The sequence below is a fragment of the Sediminitomix flava genome (assembly GCF_003149185.1).
In the GTDB taxonomy this organism is placed as follows: Bacteria; Bacteroidota; Bacteroidia; order Cytophagales; family Flammeovirgaceae; genus Sediminitomix; species Sediminitomix flava.
In genome coordinates, this window is sequence record NZ_QGDO01000003.1 from 396,575 (window position 1) to 421,036 (window position 24,462).

Here is a 24,462-nt window from a genome sequence, read left to right on the forward strand (position 1 = left end):
CTATTGACAGTTTCCCTATTTTAATTGTCATTTGTAAGTGAACTATTTAATTCAAAATTCATGAAATTTTTTTCTAAACTATTAATACTACTCTCTCTATCCATATCAATCTCAAGTTGTGCAACTATCATGAAGGGTAGGAATTCTACCAAAAAGATAAAGATAAAGTCCACCTATTTTGGACATAGACATAGAGGTGCAGAAGTTTATATTGATGGAGATTTCAAAGGATATACGCCTCTTAAAGTTCGTGTTCCGAGAAGAAATACTAATCATCATATTGAGGTTCGAAAAGATGGTTTTCAGAGCTCGGTTTACGATATGAAGAGACGACCTTCTATTAATTTCTTAATATTAGATGCCTTAACTACTGGTGGTGTTGGTATTTTAATTGACTTTGCAACTGGAGCAATATATAAACCTGACCGTAGAAAAATTGAATTGCCAATTTATCTGAAAGAACCTGAGAAAAAGGAAAAAGCTCCTAAAGAGGAAAAAGTAGAGTTTGTAGCTCAGAATACACCTCAGACTCCAACAACTCCTCCTGCAACACCAAGTAAACCTTCTATTTACCAAGATAGAGAGCGTCTTGAAGGTATTCTTGAGGCTGAAACTTATAAACCAGAAAATAAAGATTCAAAGGGTTTTGGAGTAACGCCAACTCATGTGGCAAAGGATTTAGAACTTGATATAAATAAATCTGATGGTAAATACTATGCGTTGTTAATTGGTGTACAGGATTATGGAGATCCTGAGATTAATTCACTAACAAATCCAATTAATGATGTAACTGACTTGAATAAAATATTGATTGAAAATTATGAGTTTGAAGGAGAAAATGTTCAAATTCTAAAAAATCCAAGTCGTTCATCTATCGTTGAGTCTTTTGACTTGCTAAGAGCTAAAATGACAGCAGAAGATAACTTACTGATATTCTTTGCAGGTCATGGCTATTGGGATGATAGTAGTAAACTTGGTTTTTGGCTTCCTTCAGATGCAAAAAGAAATAGTACTGCAAATTGGTTAGGGAATAGTCGATTGAAAGATTATATCTCCTCAATTCCTTCTAAACATACATTACTAATTGCAGATGCTTGTTTTAGTGGTGGTATTTTCCAGACTCGTAAAGCTTTCAGTGAAGACCGACCAGATATTAAGCGATTGTATGATTTGCCAAGTCGGAAGGCTATGACTAGCGGTACTTTGAAGGAGGTTCCAGATGAGAGTGTATTTGTCCACTTCTTGAAAAAAAGACTTCTTGAGAATGAAGAAAAATATGTTTCTTCGGAGGAGCTATTTTCATCATTTAGAAGAGCTGTAATGAATAACAGTGAAAATGTACCCCAATACGGTGAAATAAAAGGTGCAGGAGATGAAGGTGGAGACTTTATCTTTATCAAAAAAGATAAAGAGCTGATGAAATAATCTGTGTCTCTGTGTTTTGGGCATTTGTATTCCAGTTTTTGCGTTATATAGGTAGTAAGAATTGTATTGCAAACAAAAAATGGAATTAACAAAAGGGACGATAAAAAGGGGGCATTTAGTCATTATAAGCTGTTGCTTGGCTATTCTTTCACTTGATCTAATGGGGTATGAAATTCCCTATTTTGGAGTGATAAAGGTCTTGTTACTTTTATTGTTAGTGATCGATTTGTATTTCCATTTTCCGAAAAAAAATAAGTAAGTATCTGAAAAGCTTGACCAAAAGGTCAGGCTTTTTTGTTATGGCAGATATATACTAAAAACTGATTTAACTATTATTCTCAACCAAAAACAGTAAGTATGAATATAGAAGTAAGAAAAATTTCAACAAACGAAAGAAATGCAAAAGGGGTTTCGAATTGGGAACAAGAGAGTATGGAAAAGTCTGAGTTTTCTCATTTCTCAGAACATGCAGAATCATTTTACATTTTAAAGGGAAGTGCACGAATTAGCTCAGAACATGGGCAAGTTGAAATTGAGAAGAATGACTATGTAGTGATTCCGAAAGGTATGGAATGCCGTTGGGAAGTACATGAAAATACAATTTATCACCATCATAAAGATGACGCTGCTTAAGTTTAAATAAAAAATGCGGTTCTGTATAGGAACCGCATTTTATATTTGAAGACTAAAGTCTAGTCATTAATTTTTTGACCATTACGTCTTTCCACTCTCTGAAGTCTCCTGCTTCAATGTGTTTGCGAGCCTCTCTAACCAACCATAAATAGAATGTAAGGTTATGGATACTTGCAATTTGAGCCGCTAAGATTTCTTTTGCATGAATCAAATGTCTTAGGTATGCTTTTGAGTAGAATGTACTTACATAGCCGCCAAGTTCTTCATCAATAGGAGAGAAGTCATCTGCCCATTTCAAGTTCTTGATATTGATTACTCCTTGAGTAGTGAATAGCATACCATTTCTTGCATTTCTAGTAGGCATTACGCAGTCAAACATATCTACTCCTAAGGCAATACCTTCCAAAATGTTTGCAGGAGTACCTACACCCATCAAGTAACGTGGCTTGTCTTCTGGAAGAATGTCCGTAACTAAGTCAGTCATTTCGTACATATCTTCAGCTGGTTCTCCAACTGAAAGACCACCAATAGCATTACCTTCTCTACCAAAACTTGCAATTGTTTCCGCAGATTTAATTCTCAAATCCTTGAATGTACTTCCTTGTACAATCGGGAAAAGAGACTGGTGATATCCGTATTTTGGGTCCGTACTGTCAAAGCGATCTACACATCTTTGTAACCAACGGTGTGTACGCTCCATCGAATTTTTAGCATAAGCATAATCACATGGATATGGTGTACATTCATCAAATGCCATAATGATATCGGCACCAATGGTACGTTGCGTATCCATTACATTTTCAGGAGTGAAAAGGTGTTTTGAACCGTCAATGTGCGAACGGAACAATACGCCTTCTTCTGTAATCTTACGCATATCACCCAAAGAAAATACTTGGTATCCACCTGAATCAGTTAAGATAGGTCTATCCCAACCATTGAATTTGTGTAAACCACCTGCTTTCTCCAAAATCTCTAACTTTGGACGAAGGTAAAGGTGATAAGTATTTCCTAATATAATTTCAGCGTTGATATCCTCTTTAATCTCCCTTGTATGCACCGATTTTACAGTTCCTGCTGTACCAACAGGCATAAATATAGGAGTTTGTATCTTTCCGTGACCTGTCGTGATTTCCCCTAAACGGGCTTTCGACTGAGGGTCTTTTTTCTTTAATTCAAATTTCAGTCCGCTCATTAATCTTTACATCTTAATAATGACAACTCGCAAAGATAGCTAAATCCTTGAATCTTATGTCTTCGTCTAAATAGAAAAACATTAAAGCTTTCAAAAGCCTTCATAGAAAATGGAAGAAGTTATTTCTTATTTAGTTTTTGAAGAAAAAAATGGCAATTACAGCAGAAATTCCCATCAAAATCGGGTAAAATAAATATTGCATCACTTCGATAGGACTAACCAAGCTGACTCCTGCAATCCCGACAGCTGTAAGAAGTTGCGCACCATAAGGAATAATTCCTTGTGTAAAACAAGAGAAGGTATCTAATAAACTTGCTGATTTTCTACCTGAAATTCCGTATTTGTCTGCAATATTTTTTGCAATAGGCCCACTTATAACAATTGCAATGGTATTATTAGCTGTACAAAGATTTGTCAAGAAGACTAAAAGTGCTATGCCGATTTGTCCACCTTTTTGTCCAGAAATATTTTTCTCAATCTTATTTAAAATAAACTGTATACCGCCATTGTATCTAATGAGTTCAAAAGTACCTCCAACTAAAATACAGATGATGACAAGTTCTGACATTCCTTGAATTCCTGTGGAAATGTTATGAACAAAACCCCAAGTGTCAAAATCTCCTGAATAAATACCAATTCCTCCAGCAATCAGAGTACCGAGTGTAAGTACTACGGTTACATTTATACCTAAAATTGCTGCGACAAGTACAAATAAGTAAGGAAAGATTTTTACAAGGCTATATTCTCCATTCTGAATACTAAACGTATTTTCTGCTGAAGAAGTAAGATAGATGTAAATGAAAATTGTGATTAGTGCGGCAGGGAATACAATTCTGAAATTTGTTCTGAATTTATCTCGCATTGTACAACCTTGCGATCTCGTAGCGGCAATAGTTGTGTCAGAAATCATGGAAAGATTGTCTCCAAACATTGCTCCACTGACAACGGCACTCAATGATAAACCTATATGAAAGCCTGTACTTTCTGCAATTCCTACAGCCATAGGGGTTAGTGCCGCAATAGTACCGACAGACGTTCCGATAGATATCGAGATGAAACATGCGATCAAGAACACGCCTGCTAAAAGCATATTTGAAGGCATGAAAGCCAAACTGAAGTTAACTACTGAGTCTACAGCTCCCATTTCTTTGGCAACTGTAGCAAAAGCTCCTGCCAAAATGAAAATTAAACTCATCAGCATGATGTCACTATTTCCAGCTCCTTTACAAAATGATTCTAATTTGTCATGTAGAGATCTGCTTTTATTTTGAAAAAGGGCAATCCCTAAAGAGATCAAAAAGGCAACGCTCACAGGCATCTTATAAAAGTCCCCTGTAACAATGGACGTACACAGGTATACGAATAAGAAACTGATTAATGGTAAAAGTGCAAAGCCATTCCCTTTTGGAGTTTGTTTATCGGCTTGATTTACTGAATTCATGTATTACTCTAATGGTATATTGATTTTTTAGAAGAAATGAACCGCAAGTATACGCAATAGATTAGAAGGTACATAAGACGTGTTTGAATATGTTAAGTGATATTGAAAAAGATTCATGAATATCTATATTAAACAGCGTTTTTAATTAAATGTAAAGTGAGGTAGTGATTTTAGAGATGCTTTAAATATTGGTAAACAGTTAACTTCTGTTATCGCATTGAATTGTCATACTTTATTTAGCTGTTCTACTTTTGATTTTTAAATGACAGTAAAATAAACTTCAAAATCTGAAGCGCACACACACTTCACTATGAGAAAATTAATTTACACAATGTGTGTTCTAGGCGGCGTGTTTGCTAATAAACTTGCAAATGCTCAGTCTGTAGAACCGACACAAGAACCTGATTCATTAGCACAAAGAATTGATCTTTTACAACAAGAGGTTGATCAACTTAAACAAAAAAATGATCGTTTTAACTTACTTATTAACTTCCAAGGAAATAACCGATCAAATTTTGATCAAAACGGATTTGTAGATAATAAATTTACGATAGATCAATTCCGTATTGAAATGATGGGCGAGTTAGCAGACGGACTTACTTATCGTTTTAGACAAAGAATCAATAGTACTTCAGGAAATGGCAATCAAGATGGTTTATCTTTTGCGACTGACGTAATGGAGTTACAATATGAGGTTAATGACGATTTTAGAATTAAATTTGGTAAGCAGGCTGAAATGCTAGGTGGTTACGAATTTGATTATAACCCAATCGATATCTATCAGTACACTCTTATTGGTAATTACTGTAAGGGATTCTTGACAGGGGTAAACTTCTCTTATGATATTGGTGCACAAAATTTAAATTTTCAGATCGTAAATGCTGATAATACACTGTCAACTGATCGTTTACCTGAAGGTGTGAATGAAACTGGGGCAGCAATGGGATATAACGTACTTTGGTACGGATCGTTATTTGATGGAAAGCTTCAGCCGATATGGTCATATCAGTTGTATAATAACTATGAAGATGCTTTCACAAAGCGTGTCAACTTAGGATTTAGAATAAACCAAAAGAAACCAAACAGATTCTTTGAGTTTGAAGTATATAACTCTTCAGAGGATGTGGATGACATGAAATTGGTTTCAGATGTTTATCAGCAGTTTGAGGGTAACGATAATACCTTAATGACAGATGTTCAGTATTATGGGGTTGTAGGAAAATATAGATATGCTTTTTCAGATAAATGTCATGCACTTGTGAAGTATGCTTATGAAAAAGCAAATACTAAAGATGGAAGCTTCTATGGCGAAACTAGTTCAACTCAAAGTGATGTGTTTACGTCACAAACAGGAGTTGTTGCTTTTGAATATTACCCATACGGGTACGCAGATGGTTTTAGAGTACATTTAGCCGTTTCAAGTCAAGGTTTTAATTATGTTGATCAAGTAAATGCTGCTGGCGTAGAAGATATCAGTAATTCGAGTATAATGATTGGTGTCAAACACAGATTACAATTATTCTAAAATGAATATTGCTTGTATAATGATATAAAGAGCAACTTTCCGATCTGGAAAGTTGCTTTTTTTGTTTCAGCTTTGTTTTAAATGTAAGGACTGATGGTTGTGTTTTAAGCTTTATTTATATTGCTTTATCTTAAGGTGAAATACTTTTTATACTCGAATGGAACAGATTAGGACTTTTTTTGAATGGGTAACTGGACTTTTTAAGCAATATGAACTTGAGTTATTGTACTTTGTAATACTTTTGAGTTTTAGAAGGTATTTTATTCAGTTGTATAGATTTAGAAATCAAAGACTTCCAATTCAGACAGAAACCTTTATTCTTAAGGCTAGATGGAAAGGTTTTAGGTTGAGATATGTGTTTTTGAGTGTATTTTTTTTGGGTTCATTTATTTTTATCCTTTACAATTTATTACTTCAGGCGAATTATCAAGAGATGCTCAAGGGTATTGCTTTTTTTTTGCAAAGTTTAATTTTGATTTATTTAGTTCAATTTTTTTTGATCGTAAAGATAAAGAAGACTACTATCGTACTTGGTATCCTTTCATTTAAAGCTGTTGAGATAAAAAAGATAATTTTTTGGGACGACACAATCGATGTAATTAATCAAGATAATGTTAATAAAAAAATACGGTTTAAGTATGATAATGAGAGTTTTCTTGTCGGTGTTCAGATGATACAAGAGCTCAGAGATTTTTGTTCAAAGCATGATATAGCATTTGAAGATAATTTTAACCCAGACCCCAATACAAATGAATTACTCAATGCTGAGCATTTAAGCTTTATTGAGCAATGTAAAAAACGAATTGATTATTGGATAAATGATTATAAGTCATTTGAATCTAAAATAGAAGAAGATTAGAATCATTAGGTGTACTTTAAATTGATTGTTATTTATAGCAGAAAAAAAGACTGTCTCATTCAAATAAGACAGTCTTACTTTTATTATTCTTGATCTAATATTTCAAGAATTTCATTGAATTTTCTTTTGTTATAAGCTCCGCTTGTTTGGTAAACAATCTTTCCATTCTTGTCTAATACATAAAAGTATGGTAGGTCTTTACCGTCTAATCCAAGAGGCTTTTTATAATCTTTAATACCTCCACGGTACAGTGTTACATTCTTGTGCATTTCGGGAATAACATTTTTCTTCATAGCCTTTTCAATTTTTCCTGAAGCTGTTTTGTTAATCCCTCTGATCATACCCACAAAATACATATTTACATCATAAACATCTTTTGGGAAAAGCTCATTTCCAGTTGGTTTTGCTAAGAAAGTATCGTAGAAAGGTTGATACCATTGTTTGAGTAAGTCGTCAGATTTTTTGGAGTAAGCAAGACCTATGATCGTCATTTTACCTTTGCAGTCATTGGGGATGTTCATCACCTTGTCTTTGAGGTTTTCAACTTCCATCAGCGGGAAACTGCTCTTACTTTGGGCAAATGCAATGCTTGTTGTGAATAGCGCAATGAGTAGGCTAATAATACTTTTTCTCATTTTTGATTTTAGTATGTTAGTCAAAGAAAATCCCCTTTTTAAAAAGATAAAAAGGGGAAATCATATCTATGTGATATTATAACACAAATTTAGCTCCAAATGTCTAATACAATGCTGGGTATTTTTTTGGATCAGCTTCGTGCATCATATCATAAATAGTATCAAAAACAGTTTCTGTATTTGGTTTCGAGAAATAATCTCCATCTGATGCATAAGCAGGACGGTGATCTTTACCCGAAATACAGATTGGTTTAGAGTCAAGATATTTGTAAGCCTCTTGCTCATCTACAACTTTTTGCATCATAAATGCAGATGCACCACCACTTACATCTTCGTCAGCAAATACTGCACGGTTTGTTTTCTTGATTGATTCTACAATCTGATGATGTCTATCGAATGGAAGTAGTGATTGTGCATCAATAACTTCTACCTCAATATCATACTTAGAAAGTTGATCTGCAGCTTCCATCACGATTCTACACATCGAGCCGTAAGTTACGATAGTAACATCTTTACCTTCTCTGATTGTTTCTGGAACACCAATTGGTTCACACATGTCATCAAGGTTGGCTGGAAGTTGTTCTTTCAAGCGATACCCATTCAAACATTCAATGATAATTGCAGGATCATCAGATTTCAACATTGTGTTGTAGAAACCTGCTGCTTTGGTCATGTTACGAGGTACTAAGATATAGATACCTCTCAGCGAGTGAAGCAACATTCCGATTGGAGAACCTGAATGCCAGATACCTTCCAAGCGGTGACCACGTGTACGGATAATCAATGGGGCAGTTTGTCCACCTTTCGTACGGTACTGCAGACACGCTAAATCATCAGTAAGTGTCTGAAGAGCATAGTAGATATAATCCAAATACTGAATTTCAGTGATTGGTCTCAACCCTCTGAGTGCAGCTCCTACACCTTGTCCGATAATTGTAGGTTCACGGATACCTGTATCTGTGATTCTGATTTCACCATATTTATCTTGAAGACCAGCAAAACCTTGGTTTACATCACCAATTTTTCCTACATCTTCTCCAATAGCAAAAACTCTAGGATCTCTTGCGAAAATATGATCAAAAGTCGCTTGCATTACTTCACGACCATCTACCATTGGGCTTTCTTCTCCTGTGTATTCTGGAGCTACGCGTTCTACGTTAAGTGCCGAATTTGGAGACTCGCTATATAAATATGAGCTATATCTTTCGTGATTTACCTCTTCAGCATTTTTAAGCCAAGCTCTGATATCTTCACGAATAGCTCCTTCTTCAAAACGAAGAATACGCGATACATTTTTAACAGCTTTGATCGCATCCAATCGGATTGGATTCAATGCCTTTTTCAATTCGTTATAAATCTGAGCAATTTCAGTATGCTGAGGGAATGCTTTTGCTGCTTTATCAATTAAAGCTAAGGCGCCTTCATGCTCAGGTTTCATAGACGCAAGGAATGCTTTCCATGCAGCTTGACGAGCTTTCTTTACTGTATCTTGAGCATCTTTGTCAATTTGAGCTAATTCTTCTTCTGTAGCAAGCTCATTTTCTAAGATCCACTTCTTGAACTGAACAATACAGTCATATTCAGTTTCCCATTCCAAACGTTCTTTACTTTTGTAACGCTCATGAGAACCCGATGAAGAGTGTCCTTGGGGCTGTGTGATTTCTCTTACGTGAATAAGAGCAGGTACATGTTCCTCACGACAAACTTTTTCAGCCTTAAAATAAGCTTCTTGCAGTGCTACATAATCCCAACCATTTACGGTTATGATTTCATAGCCCTTTGTATTTTCATCTCTTTGGAAACCAGCCAAGACTTCAGACACATTGTCTTTTGTCATCTGGTAGCTATTCGGTACAGAAATACCGTAACCATCATCCCAAACAGACATTAGCATTGGAACCTGTAAAACACCAGCAGCATTAATTGCTTCGAAGAATAGTCCTTCCGCAGCAGATGCATTACCGATAGTACCGAATGCGATTTCGTTACCTTTATTAGAAAATTGAGTATAAGATGCTAATTCTGGGTTTTCTCTATACAGTTTGGATGCGTAAGCCAAACCTACAAGTCTTGGCATTTGACCTGCTGTAGGAGAAATATCAGAAGCAGAGTTTTTTTGCTCCATCAAATTTTTCCACGAACCGTCTTCGTTCATACTACGAGTAGCAAAGTGCGAGTTCATACAACGTCCTGCACTAGAAGGTTCTGCCTCAACATCAGTATGGGCATATAGTTGAGCGAAAAATTCTTGGATAGTTAGTTCGCCTATCGCAAACATAAAAGTTTGGTCTCTGTAGTAGCCTGAACGGAAGTCTCCGTTCTTAAAAGCTTTTGCCATGGCTATCTGTGCCAACTCCTTACCGTCTCCGAAAATACCAAACTTGGCTTTCCCCATAAAGACTTCTTTTCTACCTACTAAGCTGGCATGACGACTCTCTAAAACTAGGCGATAGTCGTTCAGAATTTCTGTCTTATTGAGATCTGATTTTGTTTGCATATGGTCTTGTATAATCACTGCGAATAATCTTTAAATTCTCAACATGGTTTAGTTTCTACCTCTCATTGTGGTTGGTACAGGTAGAGAATATTAAACCAAAATAAACAAAAAAAAATACAATTTAAACTGAGTGAAACCTGCTTTAAGTTTATTAAGTACACCTATAAATTGAATCTACTTACTAATCGTTTTGCTTGTACAATATTCGTACTATAAGATAGATTATTAATTATTTAAATTGGCGAATATTATTCTGTTTAAATAATTTTTTCCTTTAATGGAAGAAATTTTCTTTTGTTGATGTTTTGTTATTGGTGGTATTATTTTGAATTAGCTACAAATAATACTAAGTCTTGTCTACTTTAGTAAACAAATTTTGAGGGAAATAATCTGAAAAGATTACTATTTAGGATTATTTGTAGTTGGTAATCTAATGTAAACTTACTTATCTTTGCGTCCTGATAATTTGCCTCATTAATATCTAGACTACAATATGTATAAATCAATTATCAGACCCCTCTTATATTTATTCCAACCGGAGACAATTCATCACGTGGTATTCGGAACTTTGAAGTGGTCAATGAAACTTCCATTTGTCTCAAGTATCTCTCGTTCACTTTTTGTTTATGAGCATCCTTCACTTGAGAAGAACTTATTTGGCTTGAAATTCAAATCTCCAGTAGGTTTGGCTGCAGGTTTTGATAAAGAAGCTTCACACATCGATGAATTAGCGAATCTAGGATTTGGTTTTATAGAGATTGGTACGCTGACACCAAAAGGTCAACCTGGAAATCCGAAACCAAGAATTTTCAGAGTTGTAGAAGACGAAGGTCTGATTAACAGAATGGGCTTTAATAACGAAGGTGTAGAAGCTGCAGTTAAACACCTTAAAGCTAGAAAAGGGAATGTGATTGTTGGAGGAAATATTGGTAAGAACAAGGTGACTCCAAATGAAGAAGCAGTGAATGATTACATTCAGTGTTTCAACGCTCTTTTTGATCATGTGGATTACTTTACGGTCAATGTAAGTTCTCCAAATACACCAAACTTGAGAGAGCTTCAAGATAAAGAGCCATTAACTCAACTATTGGGTACACTTCAAGCTCTAAATGAAAAGAAGGGTACGCCAAAACCAATCTTTTTGAAAATTGCTCCAGATTTGACAGATTCTCAACTTGATGATATCATTGAGATTGTAGCAGATACAAAAATTGAAGGTGTGATTGCTACAAATACTACAATCAGCAGAGAAGGATTGAAAACTGATACGAATAAAGTAACAGAAATAGGAGCTGGTGGGTTGAGTGGTAAACCTGTAAAATCTCGTTCTACAGAGGTAATTCGTTATTTGAATCAGAAATCCAACGGTAAGCTTCAAATTATTGGAGTTGGAGGTATTTACACCGCAGAAGATGCAATTGAAAAAATTGAAGCAGGAGCATCTCTGGTACAAGTTTATACGGGTTTTGTATATGAAGGACCTTCTATCGTTAAAAATATCAATAAAGGTTTGGTGAAATATTATCAGACTAAAGCATAGATACACATTACAGAGTTATCTAACAATCATGAAGACGCGAGGAATCGCGTCTTTTTTTATTTGCAATTATCATGGTTTTATAAATGAGGTAAAACAATTATAAATACTAAATCCCATAACATTGATCATGATTATTTTTTGAGCTTTTATTAATTACAAGTGTTTAATTTACTTTTTTTTAAAACATTATATAGGGGAGGGGTAGTTATAGATGTAATTCCTTTATAATCAAGGATAAATTCAAGTTAATGTCTGAGATAAAGTTGACATTTATTGTTCATTTAAATCCATTCTACTATGATGTTTCTTGAGATTATTACAATAGCAAAGGATGACCCGGTAGCCTTTACTTTCTTCACTGGGTATATGGCTATGTTTGCTGCGAGTGTGTTCTTTTTCTTAGAAAGAACAAGAGTAGACGATAAGTGGAAACTTTCTTTGTTAGTTTCTGGACTCATTACAGGTATTGCAGCAGTGCATTACTTCTACATGAGAGATTATTACTCTGCTACAGGTGAAAACCCAACAGCCTTAAGGTATATTGATTGGACATTGACAGTTCCGCTCATGTGTGTAGAGTTCTATTTATTATTGAAGCCCGCAGGAGCAAAGATTTCCTTTATGTGGAAATTGATCGTAGCTTCTGTATGGATGTTAGTTTGTGGGTACATCGGAGAAGCATTTACCGATGGAAGTATGGGACATTCTGTACTGTGGGGTACTTTATCAACACTAGGATACATTTACATTCTGTATAGTGCTTGGTTTGGTGAAGCGAAACAATTGGCAGAAAAGTCAAATTCAGTAGCAGTACAGAAAGGTATTAGAGCTTTAGCATGGTTTGTATTTGCTGGTTGGGCTATTTATCCAATTGGATATATGGCAATGCCAGGTGGTTGGTTAGGACCCGATGGGGCTGCTTTACTCTCTGTGCGTGATATGGACTTAATTTATAATATTGGTGATGCTATTAATAAAATTGGTTTTGGTCTAGTCGTTTATTCAATTGCGATGAGTGAAACCTCAAAGAATAAAGGAAGTGTAGCCACGGCATAGATTCGCTTAATATCTGACAGAAAATGAACAAGCGAAATATCATCTTTACCTGTATATCAATCATTTTATTATCTTTCTTTCCTTGGATAAATTCCCTGCATAGCGATATGCAGGTGAATTTATCCATTATTTGTATTCTATTTCTCGGAATACCTCATGGCGCTATAGACCATATTTTATATGAAAAGCAAGAAAAAAGATTTAGCACTTTGCGTTTCAATACTATCTATTTGGGCTTAATGGCTGTTTATCTTGTTTTTTGGATTTTGTTTCCTACGCCTAGCCTTATCGCATTTCTAATATTATCTTCTTACCATTTTGGGCAATCTCAGTTTTCGGATCTTCCAAATTCAACAGATGCATCACATAACTTTCTAGCATTGTCTTGGGGGATGGTTTTACTATCAGGTTTAGTCCTTTTTAACTTGTCTGAAGTGGTTCAACTATTTGAAGAATCTGAAACGCTAGCATCATCAAGTTTCATATTTCAACATGATGTATTTCTACTTATATTTGTGCTAAGTCTAAGTCTTACAGTATTACTTCTGTTATTTCATTTGAAGAAAAAAAGAATAGGGGTGAAAAGGCTTTTCACTGAGGTATTCATTTTGAGTTTACTGCTAGCAATTTTCTACTTTTTACCGTTGTTGATCGCATTTACGATCTATTTTACTATTTGGCATTCTTGTAGAGTATTGTACGAAGAGTATGAATTTTTAGCCCAAAAAATAGCCGATTTTTCATTTCAAAAGTTCATAAAACTTCTCTTTCCGTATTCTGCAATCAGTATTTGTTTTTCTATTGTGGGAATAATGGTTTTGAGAAGTGATGTGATTGGAATATCAAACATACTTTTGATTCTTATATTCTTATCTATCCTTACTTTGCCACATACATTTGTGATCTACCTTTTCTATAAGAGTTTTTATAAAAAGGAAGAGTTAACGTAGTAAAATCAGATTTTGATGAGTTTAGAAAATAAGGAGGATTTACACCTTTATATGGATGAATTTATTGGTGGATTAATTAGGTGGACATAGGAAAATAGGCTTGTTTTCCATTCATAGAAATTCATATACAGTGAAGATTGTGTTTCTTTTTCAAATTGTAGCCTTCATTTCTTTGCTTGATCAAAGAAACGAATGTTGCACTCGCGCAAAAAAATCAAGCCACATAAAAAACGGTCAACGCACTAGCTACCGCTTCTCCGCTTTTGAGGCAAACAGCCCACTAATCGCATAAGAGGGAGGTTTGTCCCATCGTGCGAAGCTTGGGATGATTTGTGGAGAGGATGATCGAATGGGACTTGATTTTTTCGCGAGTGCAACATTCTTTTTCATCAAGGAAAATTGGCGGACGCAGTCAAGAGTACAATCAAATCAATGGACGATTATACCCACTGTGAAAGATCATTTATCCTAGTACTTACATCACTTCAAAAGAGATTTTTTCAATGTTAAATTTTTGTGAATTTCTTCTGAGTAGATAGAAAAACCTCGAAAAGTCTAAAAAAGATAAAAGCCCTTTTGACCGAAGTCAGCGGGGCTTTATATTTCTAATTGTTGAGATACAGATTTGGTAAATTATTGCTGATCAGACTTTAACCATTTGTCTAACCATTTGAAGTATTCTGAATGCCAGATCAAACCGTTTTGTGGCTTAAGTACCCAGTGTCCTTCATTCGGGAAATATAAGAATTTTGAAGGAATTCCACGCAATTGTGCAGCTTGGAAAGCTTGCATCCCTTCTGATTCTGGAACACGGAAATCTTTTCCTCCATGAATGACCAAAATAGGAGTATCCCAGTTTTGAACATATCTATGAGGTGAGAATTTTGTGTAAGTCTTGTGTTGAGGATATTCCCAGTAAGGAGCACCCAAATCCCAGTTTGCAAAGAACATCTCTTCAGTAGTTCCGTACCAGCTTTCCATATTGAAAAGACCACAGTGAGAAATAAACGCACTGAAACGACCTTCGTGGATACCAGCAAGCATATAAACTGAGTAACCTCCGTAACTTGCACCTACTGCACCAATATTATCTTTATCGATATAAGATTCTTTTGAAACATCATCTACAGCAGCAAGGTAGTCTTCCATAGACTGACCGCCCCAATCTTGGCTAATAGCTTCATTCCACTCTGTACCGAAAGAAGGAAGACCTCTACGGTTTGGAGCAATAACTACATAACCTTTAGATGCCATCAATTGGAAGTTCCAACGGAATGAATAGAATTGAGATACTGGAGATTGAGGGCCACCTTGACAGTACAATAAGGCTGGGTATTTTTTGTTTTCGTCAAAGTTTGGAGGTAAAACAACCCAAACCAACATTTTCTTGCCATCTGAAGTCGGAACCCATCTTTTCTCTACCGTTACATTATCAATAGTATTGTAGATTTCGTCGTTTACAGTAGTAAGTTTAGTCTCTTCACCAGACTTTATATCTACACTGTAAATCTCGCTAGCAGCTTTCATAGACTGCTTCAGACCGATAAGTTTATTTCCTGCAACAGCTAAAGAACCATAGTTATGTTCTCCTTTCGTAATCATACGGATGTCTTCTGCAGCAATTTCTTCTTTCTCAATTTTCTTAGGAAGTTTCACTTCGAAAAGTTGATAAGTTGCTTCTACAGGAGCTAAGAAATAGAACGTACGATTATCCTTTCCCCAGATAAAACTACTTACAGTTTCATCCCAGTTACCTGTTACGGCTACTTTTTTACCAAGTTTGAAGTCATAAACGTACAATACATTTTTGTCTGACTCATAACCGTCTCTTGCCATTCCTAACCAAGCCAAGCGACTTCCATCGGTAGAGAATACAGGATGTGTATCATAACCTTTTTCTCCGTTTTCAAACTTCTCAGTTTTACCTGTTTCAAGGTCGTAGAAATAAAGCTCTGTATCTGTAGATACGGCATATTCTTTACCTGCTTTTTTCTTAGAAACATAAACGATTTTAGAATCGTCAGCAGACCAAGTGATATCTTCTCCACCACCAAATGGTTGTGTCGGAGCGTCAAAACGCTCACCTTCCATAATGTCTTTAGCTTCAGAAGAAACTTTTCCATCTACGATAGGTGCATAAAATACGTGGCTGTAGTAAGCATCTGACCAATGATCCCAGTGACGGTACATCAAGTCATCGATAACAACAGCTTCAGCTTTTTTCAATTCAGGATAAAGATCTGCAGTTGTCTCATCAATTTTAACCTCTTTCGAGAATGCTAGGAATTCTCCATTGTGAGAATAATTGTATGTAGAAATTCCACCTTCAATATCACTTACTTGAGTAAGTTCAGAACCATCGGCTTTCATTTCATACAATTGTACACTTCCAGATTTAGCTGAAAGAAAAGCGATTTTTTCATTGCTTCTCCAAGTGGCACTAAATTCAGAATAAGGAGTTTCTGTGATTTGCGTTACTTTGTTTGTTTCCAAGTTCAAAGTATATAAATCGCCGTTTCCTTTGTTTTCTTGAACATCGTAATAGGTAACACTATACAATACCGTTTTTTGATCTGGTGATACTTGTACATTACCTACACGTCCGAGTTCCCACAGTAATTCAGGAGTCATAACATCCTGTGAGAATCCTAAAAGCGAACTACACACCAACATGAGTGTGATCATCGTTTTTCTGATCATGAAATTTTGTGTTTAGCTTAAATGAATATAAAAACGTGGCAATATATGAAAATAAGCAGTTTTGATAGGGGATTAGTGCCCTTTAAAAGTGTTTTATTTGGTGAATATGAAATTCTAAAAAATCTGAAGGGAGTTGTATGGTGTTGATTATGAGGTTTAATTGTCTTAAAAAATAAAACTCCTTAATCATATTCTTAAGGAGTTGTCTTACTTACTTTGGTAAAATTCTTTTGTCTTAGTACTATCTTCTGCCATTCAAAAAACAGCTTTCCAATTTGTGTTTTGCTCTTGCTGAGCATATGGATTTTTTACTTCTTTATTCTTAACCCTAAATTTCTTGATGACGAAGTTTTGTTTGTTATCAGCTACTACATCCCAAGTATGAGTCTGATTCAAGTAGTTTGCTTTGTTGTTTTCAGTTTTTGTTTCCCAAGTCAAATCAATACTGATTTTCCAACCAAGCGTTTCATTCCCATTTACTTTCAGTTCTGAAATATCATGGGAGTTCCAGCTTAGTTTGTCTAATTCCATCTCATACCACCGATCAAATTCTTCAGTTGTACGAATTGGAAAGTCAGGGAATAACATATCAATTTTTTCTTTAGGAAGATGTTTGTGAAAAAACTTACGGTCTTCTTTCTTTTCTATGTTCGCAAACCATTTGTATACAAATGATTTCACATCATTGTGTGTTATCTCTTTTTCTGCACTTTTATTTACAGATGGAGCGAACAATGTGCCAGTCAATAATAGAAGTAGTAAAGTAGTGAAGGCTCTCATTGGGGATTAAGAGTTTGAGGTCATGCTATAAATTTGTTGATTCATTTACTTAATAACTGTTAATAAAAGTACGTAGTTCCTTACGTAGGATGAATTTTTCATTTATCTGTTGTGTCCTTTAAAATTCAGCTTCAAGTCCTAGCTAACTTTAGAAAAGTACAATGTTATAGAGGGGGAGGTGATTAAAAGAGAGGTCGACTTTATATTAGGAATCAAATGAAATCTTTCATTTTCCATTTGGGAATAGTTCTTTATCCAAATGAAACCTCAAAAAAGTAAAAAAGTGTTCGGGAAAGCTGACTTGGATAGGGAGATATTCAAGCTTTTAGAATATTTTTGTCTTCAGAATTTTAAAAGCACTTTTTGAATCAGTCATTTTAATATGAAATACTACATCATTGCAGGGGAGAAGTCAGGTGATTTGCATGCCTCTAATTTGGTCAAAGAATTGAAAATAGTTGACCCAAATGCGACATTTAGAGGTTGTGGAGGTGATGAGATGCAGGCTCAAGGCGTTGAACTCTTGAAGCATTATAAGGATATGGCATTTATGGGATTTTTGGAAGTAGTCAAAAACCTGATGACTATCCGAAAGAATATCAAAAATGTAAAGAAGGATATAGCAGCTTACCAACCTGATGTAGTTATTTTGGTAGATTATTCAGGTTTCAACCTTAGAATAGCTGAGTTTACAAAAAAGGCAGGGATCAAAACCTATTATTATATTTCGCCAAAAGTTTGGGCTTGGAATACAGGAAGAGCTAAGAAGATCAAACGCTTAGTTGATAAGATGTTTGTGATCATGCACTTTGAGAAAGAATTCTACAAGAAGTATGACTTTGAGGTTGATTATGTAGGAAATCCACTCTTCGATGCTATCGGACAATTTGAAAAAGATGAACAATTCTTGGCAAAAGAAGGCTTGGGTGAAAAACCTATCATTGCTATTCTTCCAGGAAGCCGATACCAAGAAGTGACTAAAATTCTTCCAACTATGCTTTCTGTGACTGATAAATATCCCGATTATCAGTTTGTAGTAGCAGGAGTGAAGCAGTTACCTGATGAGGTTTATAAAGAAGTGAGGGAAAGAAATATCAAGATTGTCTTTGACAATACTTACAATCTGTTCTCATATGCTCATGCAGGAATTATAACTTCGGGAACAGCTACCTTAGAAACAGCTCTATTTGATGTTCCTCAAGTTGTGTGTTATACTACTAGTGGAGTTACATATGCTGTAATTAAATCTCTAATTAAAGTGAAATTCATTTCCTTAGTTAATTTAATTGCAGATAAAGAGATTGTAAAAGAGTTAATTCAAGGAGAGTATACTTCTGAAAACTTGAAGAAAGAACTAGATTTAGTTTTGGGAGAAAATAGAGATAGAATTCTACGAGACTATAAAGAAATGAAAGCCAAAATAGAGACAGAAGGAACTTCAAAACGTACAGCCAAACTGATGTGGCAGTATTTGAATGAAGACAAGGCGTAAGAAAGAGTTTGGCTTAGAAAGAATTTTGATATGAATTATTTATCGGTAGAAAACCTAACAAAATATTATGGAGAGTTCCCAATGTTTGAGAACATCTCTTTCGGATTGGAAGAAGGGCAGAAATGTGCTTTAGTTGCTAAAAACGGTTCTGGAAAAACAACCTTACTAAATATCTTGATTGGAAAAGATATGCCAGACAGTGGAGAGGTAGCTTTCAATCAGAATATTTCAATAGGATATCTAGAGCAAGACCCTAAATTTGAAGAAGGTCAAACAGTTATAGATTTTATCTTTCAGTCTGATTTGCCAAAGGTCAAAGCGCTAAAAGAGTATCAACATATTGTTGGCTTAGAAGACTATTCTGAAGAAGGACTGAAGAAGTTAGAAAAAGCTACTCATCAAATGGAGGAGCTGAAAGCTTGGGATTTTGAAGCTCGTGTGCGTCAAGTTCTATCGACTTTCAATATTCATGATGTGAGCTTAAAAGTAGATCGTCTTTCAGGAGGGCAAAAGAAAAGAGTTGCTTTAGCTCGTATCTTGATTGAAGAACCAAACTTCCTTATTCTTGATGAGCCTACCAACCACTTGGATTTGGATATGATCGAATGGTTGGAAGAGTACCTTACAAGAAGTAGAATGACTTTGCTTCTTGTGACTCACGACCGTTATTTCTTAGATCGTATTTGCAACGAAATCATCGAGCTTTCTGATGGTACGATCTATAAGCATAGAGGAAATTACTCATATTATATAGAAAATAAGGCGCAAAGAGAAGCTCAACAAGCAGCCGAAGTTGATAAGGCTAAAAACTTGATGCGTAAAGAATTGGATTGGGTTCGAAGAATGCCAAAGGCAAGAGGAACCAAAGCCAAGTACAGAATGGATGCTTTCAAAGATTTGAAAAAGAAAGCACATTCAGGTAAGAAAGAAGAAAAGTTGGAAATGAGTGTTCAGATGAATCGAATGGGAAAGAAAATCCTTGAGATTGAAAATCTGAACAAAGCATTTGACGATAAGAAAATTCTTGAGGACTTCAATTATGTTTTCAAGAGAAAAGAAAGAGTCGGAATTGTAGGAAAGAATGGTGTAGGTAAATCTACATTCCTAAATATTGTCATGGGACTTGAGTCAGCGGACTCTGGTGAACTCGTAAAAGGAGAGACTATTGTTTATGGTTACTTCTCACAGAGTGGAATGCAAATTTCAGATGATAAACGTGTCATTGATGTTATCAAAGAAATTGCAGATGTAATCCCTGTGGCTGGAGGACGAACATTAACAGCTTCTCAATTTCTGAATACATTCCTTTTCCCTCCAGAGCAACAATATTCTTATGTTTCTACGCTTAGTGGTGGAGAAAAAAGAAGATTGTATTTGCTTACCATCTTAATGAAGAATCCAAACTTCTTGATTCTTGATGAGCCAACCAATGATTTGGATTTGATGACATTAAGTGTCTTGGAAGATTTCTTAGAGACATTTGATGGTTGTTTGATTGTCGTTTCTCACGACCGTTATTTCATGGATAAATTGGTAGATCACTTATTTATTTTTGAAGGAGAAGGTCAAGTGAAAGACTTTAATGGGAAATATTCTGATTACAGAGATTTCTTAGATGAGCAAGAGCGAGAGAAGAAACGTCTTGAGAAGGAAGCCAAAAAAGTAGAACAGGACAAAGAGCAAAAACAGAAGAAGCCTCAAGCCAAAAAGCTTTCATACAAAGAACGAAAAGAGTATGAGGCCTTAGAAGCAGAAATCGAGACTTTAGAAACTGAGAAGGAAGAAATAAATGAAAAACTCGGTTCTGGCGAAATCACTGATCATGAAGAATTAGTTAAACTCTCAGAAAGAGTAGGGGAGTTAATGGAGCTGATTGATGAGAAGATGATGCGTTGGATGGAGTTAGATGAAATTGCAAATGCTGAATAAGAGATTATTTAGCGTTTGAGGTATGAATTTTGGTTGATATAATTTAATTGTGATAAGAGATAAGGTGATATACATTTATTACCTTATCTCTTCATTTTAAATAACTAGTGTATGAGACTTTTTGGATTCTTAATCTTATTTCTTTTTTGTCATATTATTTACGGTCAAGAAAAAACAATAGATCAGCTTCCATTTCAAAGTGTAGAAATCTATGAGGGTACAGAGTATGATCATAGTATTTTTCTTGAAATGGACTTTGGGAAATCTATTGTATTGAATCCTAAAGATGCCGCATTGATAGAAACGAGTCAGATTGATAGCATACATCTAGTTTATACAGATTACCCTGTTGGTTTAGATTTATCAGATCTAAATACATCTCGATTAAATGCACTAAGTTTCCTTTTTCCAAATATATTGAATGATGCCTCTGTTAAATGGGATTTGATTGCTCAAACGAAAGGACGAACTAGGGCAACAGCCTCTACTTTATTTCATGGATTCAATATCTTTTATACTCCCAAAAAGACTTTAAGTACTGAGGAACAGATAAAACGCAAAAAATATGTTGATAAGCGTTTTGATAAAGTGACAGATCAATTTCTGTCAATGAAACTATCTGAAGATTCTTCTTCATACACGGTTCTTGAGCGTATGTCTAGTGAATGGGAATCTGTAGCTATTGTTTCAGATTGGACAGGCAGTATGTATGATTATACATTGCAGGTTCTTAAGTGGCAGATTGATCAACACCAAGATGAGAAAATTAAAGGCTATGTTTTCTTCAATGATGGAGATTATAAATATGATTATGAAAAAGTAATTGGAGAAACAGGAGGGATTTATACGCTTAAATCCAGTAAGATAATTGAGGTGATAGAGAAAATGGCTGAAGTGAAAGAAAGAGGAGATGGAGGTGATATCCCTGAAAATGATATTGAAGCATTAATTGTAGCCCAAGAAGAATTTCCAGATGTAGAGGAATTAGTGTTGATTGCAGATAACAGATCACCTATGCGTGATTTATCACTCTTAAGCCAATTGAATAGACCTATCAGAATTGTACTTTCCCGAATTCCCGAAAATACAGATATCAAAGCAGAGATTAACCCTGAATACTTGAAACTTGCGATAGAGACAAAAGGAAGTATTCATACTAAAACTATAGATCTTGTATCTTTTGAAGAAATGAATATGCTTTTAAAGTAAACTTATTTTATAACAAACTTTTAAAAGATACTTAATCCTCTTATTTTCATAGGTGAAATAGAAGTGTAGTTGAAGTCGGTTTATTGTGTCACGAAATCCACTTTTTCTAACTTTTTTAAAGTCTTAGTCAATTTTTCAACCTATACTATTAGTCTGGATAATGCCACAAAGCAAGAAAAACACCTATGGGTTAAGTACAAGTCAAATAAAAGATAGTCAGCTCTTTGAAGTGGCTTGGGAAGTATGTAATCAAGTTGGAGGTATCCATACTGTTATTAAATCCAAAGTAGAATCTGCCCTTTCCCAATGGGGGCAAAGTAGATATTGTCTAATTGGACCTTATGTACATAAAGATGTATCCGCGGTATTTGATCCTATTGATGAGTCTGATACTTTAATCGGGCGAGCAGTTAATAGAATGCGAAGCTGGGGTTTTGAGGTTCACTATGGAAGATGGTTAGTTTCAGGACGACCAAAAGTTGTTCTTTTAAATCCGAATTTTGGGTTAGATAATCTAGGTAATCTCAAGAAAAGTCTATGGGAGTCACACTATATTCCTAGTGGAGATGGTGATCACCTTATCGATCAAGTATTATCCTTAGGACAACAAATTGCTGTATTCTTTAAAGCCTTACACGAAGAAAATCACGATCATAAAAATCTTATAGGTCATTTTCATGAGTGGATGGTTGGAACTGTAATTCCAGAACTGAGAAGAGAAGATATTCCGATTACTACAGTTTTTACAACTCATGCAACCATCTTAGGGCGTTACTTAGCAATGAATGATCCTGAGTTCTATACGAATTTGGTGAATGGAACTTATGATTGGCAAAGTGAGGCGACACATTTCAATATAGAAAGTCAGGTTGCTATTGAAAGAGCTGCGGCCCATGGAGCGCATATTTTCACAACCGTATCAGAAGTAACAGCAAGAGAGTGCGAGTATTTGGTTGGTAGAAAAGTAGACTGTGTCCTTCCTAATGGTATTAATATTGAGAAGTTTGAAGCCTTACACGAATTCCAAAATCTTCATCGTACATATAAGCAGAAGATTGACCAGTTTGTGATGGGACACTTCTTCCAAAGTTATAGTTTTGATTTAGATAACACTTTATACTTCTTTACTTCAGGAAGGTATGAATATAAGAATAAAGGCTTTGATTTAACCTTAGAAGCTTTAGCTCGCTTAAATCATCGTCTGAAGGAAATGAATTCAGATAAAACAATCGTTTTCTTCTTTATTACAAAACGACCTTATTATTCTATCAATGCAGAATGTCTTCATTCGAGAGCAGTGATGCAGGAAATTAGACAGATTTGTGATGATATTGAAGAACAAGTAGGGAATAGGTTGTTCTATATGGCTACTTCTCAACAAAAGAATCAGCTACCACATATGCAAGAAATGGTAGATGAGTCTTTACGTTTGAAGTTGAGAAGAACTGTACAGGCTTGGAGGTCAGATAAATTACCTTCAGTAGTGACACATAACCTTGTAGATGATCATAAAGATGAAATTTTGAATTTCATTCGATCGTCAGGTTTAATCAATAGACCCGAAGATCGTGTGAAAATTGTGTATCATCCAGACTTTGTGTCTTCTATGAATCCGTTGTTTGGTATGGATTATTCACAGTTTGTTCGAGGTTGTCACATGGGTGTATTCCCAAGTTATTATGAGCCATGGGGGTATACACCGCTAGAATGTGTAGCAAGTGGTATTCCAGCTGTAACAAGCGACCTATCTGGTTTCGGTGATTTCGTATTGAATCATCTAGAACAAAATGATTATGCGGGTATTTATGTAAACAATCGTAAGCATGGTAACTACCATAATTCAGCAGATGATTTGACAGATACGTTGTTCAAGTTTACGCAAAAAGATAGGAGGGAACGTATTGCCCTTAGAAACTCTGTTGAAGAGTCTTCAACTCATTTTGATTGGGAATCTTTGAGTAGATTCTATGGTAATGCATATCATATGGCATTGGAAAGAAGTTAAAATGTGACTATTCAGAGCTAATAAAGTATTCATATTCAGGTACTCTTTTTATAAAGAGTGCCTTTTTTTGTGAATGAGCTGAAAAAATTAGACTATTTATTTGTAGTTTTGCACTCCGAACGAAATTATCAGAGGAAAGATGGTTCAGATTTGTAGAAAGGAACATTTCAACGCAGCCCATAAGCTATACAATCCGAAGTGGACAAAAGAAGAAAACGAAGCTTTTTTTGGGCCTTGTGCCAATGAAAACTGGCATGGACACAACTTTGAGATGACTGTAATTGTAGAAGGAGAGCCAGACCCAGATACAGGTTATGTCATGAATATGAAACACCTTGGGAAATTGGTAAAAGAACACATCATCAATAAAGTTGATCATAAGAATTTAAATATGGATGTAGACTTCCTAGAAGGGAAAATGACAAGTTGTGAAACACTTGTGATGGAGTTCTGGAAGATTCTAGCACCTAAAATTGAAGAAATTGCTCCTAATGCTCATCTTCATTGTATTGAGCTTTGGGAAACCAATAAAAACTTTGTAAGGTACTTTGGGTAATAGAAGTATACTTTAAAATTAGGATTGTCAGATTTGGC

General features: G+C 35.2%; 18 protein-coding genes. 12 read left to right on the top strand and 6 right to left on the bottom strand.

The window, feature by feature from the left end; all coding sequences use genetic code 11:
- Window positions 1–129 precede the first annotated feature (129 nt).
- Complete coding sequence (locus BC781_RS13480) at window positions 130–1,425, top strand: caspase family protein (RefSeq protein ID WP_158281476.1); 1,296 nt, start codon at window positions 130–132, stop codon at window positions 1,423–1,425.
- 357 nt (window positions 1,426–1,782) lie between these two features.
- Complete coding sequence (locus tag BC781_RS13485; protein ID WP_109618577.1) at window positions 1,783–2,058, top strand: cupin domain-containing protein; 276 nt, start codon at window positions 1,783–1,785, stop codon at window positions 2,056–2,058.
- 52 nt (window positions 2,059–2,110) lie between these two features.
- On the opposite strand, the gene tgt is transcribed toward BC781_RS13485, so the two are convergent.
- The gene (tgt, locus tag BC781_RS13490; protein WP_394342333.1) at window positions 2,111–3,250 is read right to left on the bottom strand and encodes a tRNA guanosine(34) transglycosylase Tgt; all 1,140 of its coding nucleotides are present in this window, start codon (window positions 3,248–3,250) and stop codon (window positions 2,111–2,113) included.
- 130 nt (window positions 3,251–3,380) lie between these two features.
- The gene (locus BC781_RS13495) at window positions 3,381–4,691 is read right to left on the bottom strand and encodes a Na+/H+ antiporter NhaC family protein (RefSeq protein WP_109618579.1); all 1,311 of its coding nucleotides are present in this window, start codon (window positions 4,689–4,691) and stop codon (window positions 3,381–3,383) included.
- 310 nt (window positions 4,692–5,001) lie between these two features.
- Here BC781_RS13495 and BC781_RS13500 point away from each other — a divergent pair, with 310 nt between their 5' ends.
- On the top strand, window positions 5,002–6,216 hold the full coding sequence (locus tag BC781_RS13500; protein WP_109618581.1) for a porin: 1,215 nt from the start codon (window positions 5,002–5,004) through the stop codon (window positions 6,214–6,216).
- 157 nt (window positions 6,217–6,373) lie between these two features.
- Entirely contained in the window at window positions 6,374–7,075 is a 702-nt protein-coding gene (locus BC781_RS13505) for a hypothetical protein (protein WP_109618583.1), read from the top strand.
- A gap of 83 nt (window positions 7,076–7,158) precedes the next feature.
- Here the strand turns inward: BC781_RS13505 and BC781_RS13510 are convergent, their stop codons facing one another.
- Window positions 7,159–7,710 (bottom strand): hypothetical protein, encoded by a 552-nt coding sequence (locus BC781_RS13510; RefSeq protein ID WP_109618585.1) that lies wholly within the window; start codon window positions 7,708–7,710, stop codon window positions 7,159–7,161.
- Between the two features lie 103 nt (window positions 7,711–7,813).
- Window positions 7,814–10,207 carry an alpha-ketoacid dehydrogenase subunit alpha/beta gene (locus BC781_RS13515; RefSeq protein WP_109618587.1) on the bottom strand — a complete coding sequence of 798 codons (2,394 nt, stop codon included), beginning with the start codon at window positions 10,205–10,207 and terminating at the stop codon, window positions 7,814–7,816.
- Between the two features lie 493 nt (window positions 10,208–10,700).
- On the opposite strand from BC781_RS13515, the gene BC781_RS13520 reads away from it, so the two are divergent.
- The 3 genes from BC781_RS13520 (at window position 10,701) to BC781_RS13530 (ending at window position 13,753) form a co-directional block, all read left to right on the top strand.
- A complete protein-coding gene (locus BC781_RS13520; protein ID WP_109618589.1) occupies window positions 10,701–11,747 on the top strand; it encodes a quinone-dependent dihydroorotate dehydrogenase in 1,047 nt (348 codons plus the stop codon).
- Window positions 11,748–12,044: 297 nt separating this feature from the next.
- On the top strand, window positions 12,045–12,803 hold the full coding sequence (locus BC781_RS13525) for a bacteriorhodopsin-like (protein ID WP_109618591.1): 759 nt from the start codon (window positions 12,045–12,047) through the stop codon (window positions 12,801–12,803).
- Window positions 12,804–12,916: 113 nt separating this feature from the next.
- Window positions 12,917–13,753 (top strand): Brp/Blh family beta-carotene 15,15'-dioxygenase, encoded by an 837-nt coding sequence (locus BC781_RS13530; RefSeq protein WP_158281477.1) that lies wholly within the window; start codon window positions 12,917–12,919, stop codon window positions 13,751–13,753.
- 633 nt (window positions 13,754–14,386) lie between these two features.
- Here BC781_RS13530 and BC781_RS13535 read toward each other — a convergent pair.
- Window positions 14,387–16,453 (bottom strand): S9 family peptidase, encoded by a 2,067-nt coding sequence (locus tag BC781_RS13535; protein WP_109618595.1) that lies wholly within the window; start codon window positions 16,451–16,453, stop codon window positions 14,387–14,389.
- Window positions 16,454–16,708: 255 nt separating this feature from the next.
- Entirely contained in the window at window positions 16,709–17,233 is a 525-nt protein-coding gene (locus BC781_RS13540) for a hypothetical protein (RefSeq protein WP_109618597.1), read from the bottom strand.
- 382 nt (window positions 17,234–17,615) lie between these two features.
- On the opposite strand from BC781_RS13540, the gene lpxB reads away from it, so the two are divergent.
- From lpxB to BC781_RS13565, 5 genes are all read left to right on the top strand, one after another.
- Entirely contained in the window at window positions 17,616–18,725 is a 1,110-nt protein-coding gene (lpxB, locus tag BC781_RS13545; protein ID WP_109618600.1) for a lipid-A-disaccharide synthase, read from the top strand.
- Window positions 18,726–18,755: 30 nt separating this feature from the next.
- Window positions 18,756–20,654: an ABC-F family ATP-binding cassette domain-containing protein gene (locus tag BC781_RS13550; RefSeq protein ID WP_109618602.1), complete on the top strand. Its 1,899-nt coding sequence runs from the start codon at window positions 18,756–18,758 to the stop codon at window positions 20,652–20,654.
- Window positions 20,655–20,765: 111 nt separating this feature from the next.
- Window positions 20,766–21,863, top strand: a complete 1,098-nt coding sequence (locus tag BC781_RS13555) for a hypothetical protein (protein ID WP_109618604.1) — start codon at window positions 20,766–20,768, stop codon at window positions 21,861–21,863.
- 160 nt (window positions 21,864–22,023) lie between these two features.
- Entirely contained in the window at window positions 22,024–23,868 is a 1,845-nt protein-coding gene (locus BC781_RS13560) for a glycosyltransferase (protein WP_109618606.1), read from the top strand.
- 139 nt (window positions 23,869–24,007) lie between these two features.
- Entirely contained in the window at window positions 24,008–24,424 is a 417-nt protein-coding gene (locus tag BC781_RS13565) for a 6-pyruvoyl trahydropterin synthase family protein (protein ID WP_109618608.1), read from the top strand.
- Window positions 24,425–24,462: the final 38 nt, after the last annotated feature.